This window comes from Streptomyces sp. SID11385 (assembly GCF_010548245.1).
Classification (GTDB): Bacteria; Actinomycetota; Actinomycetes; order Streptomycetales; family Streptomycetaceae; genus Streptomyces.
On the sequence record NZ_JAAGLR010000380.1, the window covers coordinates 1 to 10,471 of the forward strand.

The 10,471-nt window shown below is 69.4% G+C and carries 8 protein-coding genes and 2 pseudogenes; 3 read left to right on the forward strand and 7 right to left on the reverse strand.

What is annotated here, in order from left to right; all coding sequences use genetic code 11:
- Both G3I42_RS11495 and G3I42_RS11500 read right to left on the reverse strand, forming a co-directional pair.
- Nucleotides 1–775 (reverse strand): IS5 family transposase gene (locus G3I42_RS11495; RefSeq protein WP_343244521.1). Its coding sequence is split into 2 segments (ribosomal slippage), with 776 coding nucleotides annotated over them: nt 1–421 and nt 421–775; the frame shifts between segments, so codons are not numbered across the junction. This gene is flagged as partial in the annotation.
- Between the two features lie 77 nt (nt 776–852).
- Nucleotides 853–2,071 (reverse strand): annotated as a pseudogene (locus G3I42_RS11500) (IS701 family transposase); the annotation flags it as partial.
- Nucleotides 2,072–2,246: 175 nt separating this feature from the next.
- Between G3I42_RS11500 and G3I42_RS11505 the strand changes: the two are divergent.
- Nucleotides 2,247–2,540 (forward strand): hypothetical protein, encoded by a 294-nt coding sequence (locus G3I42_RS11505; RefSeq protein ID WP_164285078.1) that lies wholly within the window; start codon nt 2,247–2,249, stop codon nt 2,538–2,540.
- A 523-nt stretch (nt 2,541–3,063) separates the two neighbouring features.
- Here the strand turns inward: G3I42_RS11505 and G3I42_RS11510 are convergent.
- A pseudogene (locus G3I42_RS11510) lies at nt 3,064–3,204 on the reverse strand (IS630 family transposase); the annotation flags it as partial.
- 71 nt (nt 3,205–3,275) lie between these two features.
- On the opposite strand from G3I42_RS11510, the gene G3I42_RS11515 reads away from it, so the two are divergent.
- Nucleotides 3,276–3,644, forward strand: a complete 369-nt coding sequence (locus tag G3I42_RS11515) for an immunity 53 family protein (RefSeq protein WP_164285080.1) — start codon at nt 3,276–3,278, stop codon at nt 3,642–3,644.
- 864 nt (nt 3,645–4,508) lie between these two features.
- Here the strand turns inward: G3I42_RS11515 and G3I42_RS11525 are convergent.
- Nucleotides 4,509–4,904, reverse strand: a complete 396-nt coding sequence (locus G3I42_RS11525) for a DUF5997 family protein (RefSeq protein ID WP_164285083.1) — start codon at nt 4,902–4,904, stop codon at nt 4,509–4,511.
- Between the two features lie 60 nt (nt 4,905–4,964).
- Here G3I42_RS11525 and G3I42_RS11530 point away from each other — a divergent pair, with 60 nt between their 5' ends.
- Entirely contained in the window at nt 4,965–5,792 is an 828-nt protein-coding gene (locus tag G3I42_RS11530; RefSeq protein WP_164285085.1) for a LysR family substrate-binding domain-containing protein, read from the forward strand.
- Between the two features lie 13 nt (nt 5,793–5,805).
- Here the strand turns inward: G3I42_RS11530 and G3I42_RS11535 are convergent, their stop codons facing one another.
- The 3 genes from G3I42_RS11535 to G3I42_RS11545 form a co-directional block, all read right to left on the reverse strand.
- Nucleotides 5,806–6,852 (reverse strand): DUF916 domain-containing protein, encoded by a 1,047-nt coding sequence (locus G3I42_RS11535; RefSeq protein ID WP_164285087.1) that lies wholly within the window; start codon nt 6,850–6,852, stop codon nt 5,806–5,808.
- An 88-nt stretch (nt 6,853–6,940) separates the two neighbouring features.
- On the reverse strand, nt 6,941–8,920 hold the full coding sequence (locus G3I42_RS11540; protein ID WP_164285089.1) for a fibronectin type III domain-containing protein: 1,980 nt from the start codon (nt 8,918–8,920) through the stop codon (nt 6,941–6,943).
- 157 nt (nt 8,921–9,077) lie between these two features.
- Nucleotides 9,078–10,280 carry a HupE/UreJ family protein gene (locus G3I42_RS11545; RefSeq protein ID WP_164285091.1) on the reverse strand — a complete coding sequence of 401 codons (1,203 nt, stop codon included), beginning with the start codon at nt 10,278–10,280 and terminating at the stop codon, nt 9,078–9,080.
- Between the last annotated feature and the right edge of the window lie 191 nt (nt 10,281–10,471).

Below are 10,471 nucleotides of genomic sequence, written 5' to 3' on the forward strand. Positions count from 1 at the left end.
TTGTCGTAGCGGGTGGCGAGGGCTTTGTTCTGCTTGAGTTTGCTGAAGCAGCGTTCGACGAGGTTGCGGCGCCGGTAGGCGGCACGGTCGAGGCCGCACAGCCTCTCGCCCCTGCTGAGGCGGCCGTTGATCTGGTCGAGTCGTTCCGGGATCGTGCTCTTGATGCCTCGCTTGCGAAGGTAGGCGCGGATTTTCCGGGACGAGTAGCCCTTGTCCGCCGCGACGCGTTCGGGCCGGGTCCTGGGGCGGCCCGGGCCCGGCCGGTTGATGCGGATGCCGGCCATGACGGCTTCGAACTGGGTGCAGTCGTTGACGTTCCCGGCGGTCAGGGTGAAGGCCAGCGGGCGGCCGTTCCCGTCGCAGGCGAGGTGGATCTTCGTGGTCAGCCCGCCGCGGGACCGGCCGATCGCCTCACCGGGCCGGACCTGCCCCTTTTTCGGGCCCCGGCCGCGTGCTGATGCGCCCGCACCGTCGTCGAGTCCACGCAGACCAGCGTCCAGTCGACCTCACCCACCGCGTCCGAGTGCTGCTGGACATGAGCCAGCAGCCGCTCCCAGGTGCCGTCGGCCGACCAGTGACGGAAACGCTCGTAGACCGTCTTCCACGGCCCGTACCGCTCGGGCAGGTCACGCCAGGCAGCCCCCGTGGACAGCTTCCACAAGATCCCGTTCACCACCTGACGCCTGTCCCGCACCGGCCGCCCCATCCGGCCCGGCACCAACAACGGAGCGATCAACGCCCACGCCTCATCCGTCAATTCATGCCGTCGCACCACGAACAGAACAACGACCCACCGACTTTACGGACACGCCCTAGTACTCCAGCTGTAGATCGTGATCTCCATGCATGGCAGGCGGCTTGTCGCCGGTAATGGTTGGTCTGTGATCGCGCCTGGTGGCGGCGTCGCCAGTCCGACCAGCCGAGCCGGTGAGCGAGGCCGTGAATGGGGTGGACGGCGGCGAGAAACAGATGCTGGATCTCGTTGCAGGTGAGCGGGATCAGTTCGTCGGGGCCTGACCTGCGGGCGTGATCGTCGGTGCGGACGACGGCGAGGAAGGCATGAGCGAGCATGGCGAGGGTGACCCAACGGGCCCAGAACGAGTAGCGGCGGACCTGGTGTTCGTCGAGCCCCGCCAGGCCCTTCTCGGTCTGGAAGGTTTCCTCGACCCGCCACCGGGAGCCGGCCGTCTTGGCCAGGGTGTGCAGCGGGACGGGTACGGTGGAATGGCAGCGCGAGTAGGCGAGTTCGCCGGTGGTGCGGCTCTGCCGAATCAGCAGCTGACGGTGTCCCGGCGGCCCGCCTGCGAGGTCGATGACGGCCCAGTCGTGGAAGCGGTGGCCCTTTGCGCCGCGTCCAACTGACGGCTTCTGCCAGGCTCGCTTGGGCAACATCGCCGCGAGCGTGTCGGTGCGGAACTTTCTTGGTGGTCACTTCGGCTGAGCAAGCCACCGCGAGGACGTAGCCCAGACCGCGTTCTTCCAGGGACGCCCGCAATTTCGGGTTGCCGCCATAGACCTCGTCGCCGGTCACCCCAACCGATGCGGTGTCCGGCGTCCAGGAACCGCTCGATCATCACCCGGGCCAGCTCCGGCTTGGTGGCGAAGACGGTGTCCTCGTCGAGCCCGGCCGCCCGGCAGCGATTGGGGGCACCGGTCCACGAACGCGGAACGTACAACTCCCGGTCCACCGCCGCGTGCCCCCGCTCACCGGCATAGACGAGATAGACAGCGACCTGTGAGTTCTCGATCCGGCCGGCGGTGCCGGTGTACTGGCGCTGGACCCGACGGTGTGGATGCCTTTCTTCACGTCGCCGGTCTCGTCCACGAGCCGCGCCGCCGCCTCGTCGTGTAGGTGCTCGACGACGTACTCGCGCACATCGTCACGCACGGCATCCGCATCCCAGGACGCTCGGCACAGCAGGTGCTGCATGCCGTGCGGGTTCGTCTCCCCGACCCACTCCGCGATAGTCCAACAGTCCTTGCGCGGCAGGTCCGACAGAAGTCCCATCACCAACCGACCGGCCCGCAACCGGGGTTCAACCCGGGCGAACCGACCCGCGATCCGGCCCATAACCACGTCGAACGCCTCCCGCCAACGGCCGGGATCTATGCTGTGACCTGCGGCCACCGACTCCTCGTTCGTCTTCACAAACGACGATGATCATCGGTAGCCGTACTCGTGCCCGCCCCGACCGGCGAGATGCCGGGTCTTGGTCTGAGTGCTGGCTCTGCAGTTGAATCGGCCGATGAACGTGTCCCCCCGAGAGATCCGCATGCCCCTCAACGAGGTCGTCGCCGTCCTCCAGGACCTGAACGAGTTCGTGGTCTCCCTCGACCGGCTCGGATCCCGGCAGGCATCCGGAAGCGCCGACGAACACACCGTCGGCAAGTTCATCGACGACTGGGATGTCGCACGGCGCCTGGCGCGCGCCCGCCACGTCATCAGCGTCGCGCTGGATGCGCAGCTGAGCGAGGCAGAGAACGCCGAGATCGACGCTCTGTGCGAACAGGGCCGCTTCTACGGCAGCCCCTTTCACTGATCAGTTCGCCTGAGACAGCAAGCCGGAACCTGGCCCGATCTGCGAGATCACGATCTACAGCTGGAGTACTAGGCTGGCCCGCTCCGTAGACCGCACCGCACATGCCGTGGGTGCACCTTCGCCTTCTGTAGGCTGGTGAGCCTCAACCTCGCATAATCACCCCTGCCCGACACTTCCAGCCTCCTGGTCGACGAGGTTGAAGGCGCCGCGTCTGGACGAGCCGCAGGTGAGTCGTTCTCCGCGAAAGTGGCCCTCAAACATCGATGGCCTCGACCGTGGTTCGGTATTGCACCTGTCAGGGAGCAGCTTGGTGCGATCATATGGGCAGTTCGTGTATGTCATCCCGGGCATCAGTCACGTGCACGATATCGGCCCCGGAAAGCCGTTCTCAACCAGGTCAGGAACCTGCGGTGGACCGTGGGTTTCGGCATCCCGAAGCACGCGTGTTCATCGGTCGCGAGTCGTTCTCTCTCACCTACCGATCTGCCGGAGAAGAAAAATTCCGACGCGTCGGCTGGCAGCCGACGCGGTTCCCGCCGGCCGAAGCCAGCAGCATCATCGCGCGCCGGTAGCGCACCGAGCTGGTGCAGCCTTGCCGCACGATCTGCTGCAGCCGCTGCCCCTCCTGATCGGTCAGTCTTCGCACGCGCACCGGCTCGGCCATCGCGACTCCCAGGGCAAGTTGAACCAGCCGCGTCCGGTCCTGGACTCGCGGCTGACCTAGCATCTCGTGCGATGAAAGAAGCCGAGAACGTCTTGGACTGGCTGCAGGGTTGGTACTCCGCCCAGTGCAACGAGGACTGGGAGCACGAGTGGGGCATCAAGATCGACACGCTCGATAACCCCGGTTGGTCAGTCCGCATCGACTTGGGGGAGACCGACCTGGAAGGACACGACTTCCCCCGCCACGATCTCAAGCGCGGCAAGGACGACTGGGTCATGGCCTGGACATCCGAGATGACCTTCCAGGCCGCGTGCGGACCAGGCAACCTCACCGAGGCACTCACCCTCTTCCGCAAGTGGGCAGTCGAGAACACCCCCAACGAACGGCAAGACGATCACAGCCCGATACCTCCAGCTCCGGACACCGCCCCAAGCCGGTGAACCTATGCGGTCAGAGCACTAGGCACGTCGAGCTGGAAGGGGTATCGCGCGGCTGCGGCCGGATCACCGTCGCCGCCGGTGGATGCGCGGGGGCGCGGACGCCCGTGCAGAGAGCCGCTCCTGAGCACCGGTTACGTGGTGGACTTCCTCGCGGAGCGTGTCGCTCCGGCGATAGCGGTTCGCATGCGTCCGGCCAGTCCGCCGCGCTCGCTGTGCGTTGCGGAGCAAATCCGCGGAGAGCGATGGGGTGCTCTGCTTCGCGGGGTGGGCTGTTTCGAGTTTGTGAGTGGTTACCACGAGGAGCTCAGGGCAGGGCGTCGCTCGGGATCTATAAGTCAGTCCGTGCGGAGTTCGGGACTCCTGCGGTCGCGGATATCTGACCCGAATTTTTACTACTACGCATCGGATCTGTACCCGCAGTTTATCGGGTTGCGTGAAGCGGCATACGTGATGGGTGTGACCGAGTCTGCGGCATACAGGCTTATCAGAGCTGGTAATTTTCCGTTGCCGGCGGCCCGAGCCGGGCGGAGCTACAGAGTCTCAGTGAAGGCGCTCATGCATTACAAGGACATCCCGAACGCTATAGTCCACGCGGATGACGTTGAGAATGGCGCTCTTTATGCGGGAAGAGGCAGGGAGTCTTAGTGCCACCAAGTCGTACGGTTCATCCTCCCTCATAAGGCGGCGATCATCCGGAGCGCTAAGGCAGTTGCCTGAACCGTTGGTGTCAAGGAAGCATCTTCATCCGGGTTGCCCAATGGGAAAATGAGCGAGTCCTGATGCCGTGAAGGTCGTGGACGTACGCAGCACCTGCCCATTCGGCTGGGGTCGTACCTCACCTTCCTCACCAGCGGACGCAGGCTGTTATCGCTCTGTGCGCGCCGCGCGTTCTTCGTTGCGGGCCTTGATGCGGGCGGCTTCCTTGCGGGTTTCGGTGTGGGTGGCGCGTTCGTGGCGGAGCCAGTCGGGGCATTCCTGTTTGAGGGCCTCGATCTGGGGGGTGGTGAGGGGGTCGGTGATGCCGCCGCGGGCCAGGCCCGCGATGGAGATCTCCAGGCGGGCCGCGATCACCGGGCGGGGGTGGGGGCCGTTGCGGCGCAGTTCGCGGAGCCACTCGGGCGGGTCGGCCTGGAGCGCGTTCAGCTCGTCGCGTGAGACGGGGCCCTCCCGGAACTCGGCGGGGGTGGCTTCCAGGTACACACCCAGCTTCTTCGCCGCGGTCGCGGGCTTCATGGTCTGGGTGGTCTTGTGCGACGTCATACGTCCAGCGTAACGACTGCCGGGGGCGTACGGCGCCACGGCCGCCGGTAGCCTGGAGCGGTGACTGGCTCGGACGCTTCCCCTTCGTTCACGCTCGCCTACGTTCCCGGCGTGACCCCCACGAAGTGGGTGCGGGTCTGGAACGAGCGGCTTCCCGGTGTTCCCCTGACCCTCACGGCCGCCCCGGCGGGCGAGGCCGAGGGCCTGCTGCGCGCGCGGGGCGCCGACGCCGGGTTCCTGCGGCTGCCCGTGGACCGTACGGACATGAGCGCCATCCCCCTGTACACCGAGGCCACCGTCGTCGTGATCCCCAAGGACCACCTCGTCGCGATCGCCGAGGAGGTCACGACCGCGGACCTCGCCGACGAGACCGTGCTGCACCCGCTCGACGACGTCCTGGAGTGGGACGCGCTCCCGGGGCACCCCGCGAAGGAGCGCCCCGCCACGACCGCCGACGCCGTCGAGCTGGTCGCGGCCGGGATCGGCGTGCTCGTCGTGCCCCAGTCCCTCGCCCGGCTCCACCACCGCCGCGACCTCACCTACCGCACGGTCACGGACGCCCCCGTCTCGCGCGTGGCCCTCGCCTGGCCCGAGGACGCGACGACGGACCTCGTCGAGCACTTCATCGGCATCGTCCGCGGTCGTACGGTCAACAGCAGCCGCGGCCCGCAGCCGGCCACCGCCGAGCGGAACGAGCGAGGCGGGCGGGGCGAGGGCGGACGGAGCGGCGGGAAGCCGGGGCGCGAACGGTCCGGGGCGGCGAAGGGCGCCGCCAAGGGGTCCGGCAAGGGGTCCGCCAAGGGCGCCGCGAAGGGGTCCGCGAAGGGCTCGTCCAAGGGGACGCCCCGCGGCGCCGCCAAGCGCGGGAAGCCCCGCAAGCGCTCGTAGCGCGCCCCGCCCGTCAGCCCACCTTCTCCCCCCGCTCCCGCAGCTCCCTCGCCACCGCCTCCCGTACGCGTGCCTCCTCGCCCCGCTTGCGGTGGCGGCGGAGGCGGAGCGCTGCCACCGCGCAGGCGACGAGGGCCAGGGCGAGGACGAGCAGGGTCCAGGGGATCGCCGTGCCGTGGGCCGTCGCCTTCACCGGGGGGAGGGGGGTCGTCGAGCCGGAGGCGTCGGTCAGGAGCGGGGTCAGGGTGATCTTCGCCGTCAGCGCGAAGGACGGGGTGACTCCCGTGGCCGGGACCGTGACCTTCCAGCGTTCGCCGGGGAGGAGTTCGGGGGTGTCCTTCGGCTTCCGTACGTGAGCGGTGAACCAGCCGAAGGGGCCGGTGAGTCCGGCCGTCTGGCGGGCCGCGACGGCCGCGTTGCCGGTGTTGTGGACCGTGTACGTCAGCGTCGCGTCGCCCCGTGCGAAGGGGTCGGCCGTGCCGTCGTACGAGACGTGCGCGTCCTCGATCGTGAGCGCCGGCTTCAGGGCGCCGCTCACGCGCAGCTTCACCTTGATGCCCAGGCGGCGGTCCACGTTGATGCCCTCGGCGTCGTCCGGCTGCTTGAGCGAGGTGAGCAGGCCGCCCACGTAGTCGCCCGGGGTGGCCTCGCGCGGGACCGAGACGGTGAAGGGGATCTCGGCCGTCTTCCCCGGCCGGACGGTGAGCTTCGTGGTGTCCGCACGGAGCCAGGCGCCGACGCCGACCGACTTCTTCCCCGCCGCGAGCAGGTCGAGCGAGCCCGTGTCCGTCGTGAAGCCGTCGGCCGCGTACACCGTGAGCGTCAGCGGCTTCCCGCCGCGGTTCGCGACGACCATCGCGTCCTCGACGTGGCCGCCGGGGTTCACGCTGTAGCTGTAGCTGGAGCGGTCCTCGCCGAAGGAGTTGGGGGCGGTGCGGACCGTCCAGGTGACGTCCTCGTCCGCCGCGTGCGCGGGCGGCGGTGCGAAGACGCCGGTCAGGAGGAGGGCGGCGAGGAGGAGCGGGAGGAGGCGGAGGGGAGTGCGGGCGGCGGTGGGCATCTCGGGTCCTGGGGGGTCCTGGAAGGGGAGGGAGGGGAGCGGGGGAGGGGCGGGCGCCGGACGGGCGCCCGCCCCGGGTACGTACGGCTCAGCTGCTGAGCGCGGTGATCGTCAGGGTCGCCCGGTACGAGCCCTTCGCGGCCGAACCGGGGATCTTCAGGTCCAGGTCCGCGCCGAGCTTCGCCTTGCCCTTGGCGTGGCCCTGCGTCGCGGAGCCGAGGCCCCGCGAGACGGAGAGGCCCTTGCCCTGCGTGTCGAAGCCGGAGCCGATCGGCGCCCCGGCCTTCGCGCCCGCGCCCTCCTGGAGCACCTTCGGCGTCCAGCCGAGGTTGGAGCCCGAGAAGGTCTTGTCCGCGTCCTTGAAGTCGCCGACGCTCGCGGAGACCGACCAGGGCGCGAGGGTGCGGCGGCTGTCGGTCACGGCTATCGGGTTGATCGTCCCGGCCGCCTCGAAGTGGTCGCCGTCCTTGTCCTTGGCCGTACCGAGGTCGACGAGGCCGTTGTAGCCGTCGATCGTCCAGCCGAACTCACCGGGCGCCGCCTCGGGCACGTCGACCTGGAGGTCCTGGCCGCCGCCGTGGTGCGGGTGGACGGTGACCTTGTCGACGATCGAGCCGACCGGCTGCCCCTCGCTCGTGTTCGCGCAGTCGTCCTGCTTCAGCTCGACGGCCGCGTTGGGCGCCGCGCACGTACCGCTGCGCAGGTTCTCGACGACCAGCTTGTCCTTGCGGACGCCGACCTTGACGTAGCTGCGCACGTGCTCCTGGTTCTGCACGGAGTTGTACCAGTAGCTGCCGGGGTTGAGCGGGTCGGCGCCGTTTCCGGCACCGCTCGTGCCGCTGTTGTCGGGCGGGGTGATGTCGTAGTACTTCGAGCCCGAGGCCGAGTTGGCGGTCACGTAGAGGACGCCGCCGGGGCCCGGGTAGACCTCGTTCTGGCCCGGCTGCTCCTCCGGGTCCGCCTTCTGACCGTTCTTGATCAGGTAGCTGCGGGAGTAGCTGTGGTCGTGACCCTGGAGGACCAGGTCCACGCCGAGCTTCGAGAAGGCCGTCGGGAAGTCGGTCCTGCGGACCTTGTTGTCGCTGTCCTTGGCGTGCGAGGCGGGGGAGTAGATGGCGTGGTGGTAGACCAGCACCTTCCACTTCGCCTCGGAGCCGTGCTTCTCGATGATGTCGTTCACGTAGGACAGGTGCGCCGCGTCACCGCCGCCGCCCTGCGAGGTGGCGTAGCTGTTGCTGTTCAGGTCGATGAACAGCGTGTCCTTGTAGATGTACCAGTAGTCGCCGCCCGAGGTGTTCGAGGACGGGTTCCCGTTGGAGTAGTACGGGGCCGAGCGGTCGGTGTTCGGCGTGTACAGGTGCTGCTCGTACGCCTTGCCGCCGACGTCGTGGTTGCCGATCGTCGCCGCCCACGGGTACTGCTTCAGCTTGGCGGGGGCGAGGAAGGCGTTCCACTGCGACTCGTTGTTCGCGCTCTCGACCTGGTCGCCGCCGGAGACGAGCAGTTCCGCGTCCGGGTTGGCGGCGAGGGACACGTCGACGGTGTCCTCCCAGCCCGCCTGGTCCTTCGCGGTGTCGCCCGAGGAGCCGATCTGCGGGTCCCCGTAGAAGAGGAAGTCGTAGTCGCCCTCGAAGTCCTGCGTCGTGAAGGAGTACGTGGGCGACCACGAGCCCGCGGTGCCGACGCGGTACGAGTACGCGGTGTGCTCCTGGAGACCGGTGAGCGTCGCGTGCCGGTTGAAGCCGCCGCTCGTCGCGATGTTCGCGGAGCCGCTCGCGTCGAAGACCGAGGCGTCGGCGGGGAATTCGCCGTTCGCGAGCCGCGCGGTCGGGACGAGCTGCACCTGCTGGGCGCTGTCCTCGGTGGTGTACCAGGAGACGGTGCGCTGGGTCTCGTTGGCGCCGACGCCGAGGATGATTCCGGTGGCGGACGCGGCGTCGGCCGCGGTGGCGGGCGAGGCGAGCGCGCCGCCGAGCGCCATCGTCATGCCCAGGATCGCCGCGGCGGTCCCGGTGGCCACGCGGCGCCGCGCGGGCCGGGCGGCCCGCGAGGAGGGTCTGGTGTTCATGGTGTCCGTTTCTCGTGGGGAACGAGTGAAGGTCAACAGCGTCTCGGGAGCGGGTAAATGACGTGCAAACGCGGGGGCGGTGGTGGTTGAACCCCGTACAGCCGGATGGGAATGGTTTTCGGCCAGGGGCAGGGCGATCGGTCTCGTACGGCGGCGCTCAGCCCGCCAGCACCCGTTGCACGCACCACACGAGCCCCATCGCCGCGACCCCCGCCGAGACCGCGCCCGTCACCCACAGCGCCGTGCGCGGGGCGCGGCGGCGGAGCAGCAGGAGGAGCGGGAAGACGAGGGCGATCAGGCCGAGTTGAACCGCCTCGATGCCGACGTTGAAGACGAGCAGCGACCACAGGAGCGTCCACGACCACGCCTCGTCGATGCCGAGCGCGCCCGCGAAGCCCAGGCCGTGGACGAGGCCGAAGCAGAAGACCATGCCGAGCCGGGTCCAGCCGGTCCGGTCGAGGCCGAGCGGCCCGTCCCCGTACGCCGCCTCGCCCTGCGCCCGCCCCCGCGCGAGCCGCCACAGCCAGCCGCCCGCGACGACCGCGATCGACAGCGCGATGACCGGTTCGACGACGCGCGCCGGCACGTCGACCGCGCCGAGCGCGGCGAGGAGGAAGGTCACCGAGTGGGCGAGGGTGAAGCTCGTCGCCGCGAGGACGATCTCGCGGGGGCGGCGCGAGCCCACGATGAGGGCGAGCAGGAAGAGGATGTGGTCGATCCCGCCCAGCAGGTGCTCCGCGCCGAGCCTGAAGAACTCCCAGAACCGTTCGTACCAGGTCTGTTCCACGGAGAACGAGGGGTGCGCGGCGTCGAGCGCGGCGCTGCCCGAGCGGCCCGCGACGTCGTAGGTGGCGATCGTCTTCGTGCCCTTGACGTACCCCTCGGCGTCGGGGAAGAGCGTGCCGCGCACCGCGAGCGTGCCCGCGCGGTCCGCGCACGTCCAGTCGAGCAGGAGGTGGGTGTACGGGACGCCCTCCCTGCGGTCCATCGTGAAGCCGCCCACGCGCGCGGGCGTGCACGCGGTGCCGCCGGACGTGACGGCGAAGCGGTCCTCGACGTACGCGAGCGCGGTCCTCGCGTGGGCGTCGAGTGCCTCGGCCTGCTCCTTCGCCTCGCCGTCCTCGAAGGCGGCGGTGCCCGCGCGGAAGAGCGCGTCGTCGTGGCCCGCGTCGGCGGCGGAGACGACGAACAGGTCGTATTCGAGGGCGAGATCGGTACGTATCCGGCCCTCCGCCTCGCCGCTCACGTGCAGGAAGACGGTGGAGCTGAAGCCGTGCGCGAGGGCGGGGCGCGCGGTGGCGAGGAGGGCGAGCACCAGGACCGCGAGTGCGGTGAGGACGCGGCGGATGTGCGGGGACATGGGTCTCCTTCGGGGTCGTCACCGCACGTTTCAGGCCATGCGTGAACGGGTGCCGCCGCGATGGAGAACCTTGGAAGAACAAGCGCGCGGGCGGGGCCTGCGGGGCTCCCGCGCGGTGTGGGGGGCGTACGAGGATGGGGGGCCCAGGGCGCCTGGGTGGCGGACGGGCGGGGGGAGACCGTGCGGGGGCG

Excerpts from the sequence above, each read along its gene's own strand:
- G3I42_RS11545 (WP_164285091.1), bottom strand. The coding sequence starts at position 10,280 with ATGTCCCCGCACATCCGCCGCGTCCTCACCGCACTCGCGGTCCTGGTG.
- G3I42_RS11535 (WP_164285087.1), bottom strand. The coding sequence starts at position 6,852 with ATGCCCACCGCCGCCCGCACTCCCCTCCGCCTCCTCCCGCTCCTCCTC.
- G3I42_RS11540 (WP_164285089.1), bottom strand. The coding sequence starts at position 8,920 with ATGAACACCAGACCCTCCTCGCGGGCCGCCCGGCCCGCGCGGCGCCGC.
- G3I42_RS11505 (WP_164285078.1), top strand. The coding sequence starts at position 2,247 with ATGAACGTGTCCCCCCGAGAGATCCGCATGCCCCTCAACGAGGTCGTC.
- G3I42_RS11515 (WP_164285080.1), top strand. The coding sequence starts at position 3,276 with ATGAAAGAAGCCGAGAACGTCTTGGACTGGCTGCAGGGTTGGTACTCC.
- G3I42_RS11525 (WP_164285083.1), bottom strand. The coding sequence starts at position 4,904 with ATGACGTCGCACAAGACCACCCAGACCATGAAGCCCGCGACCGCGGCG.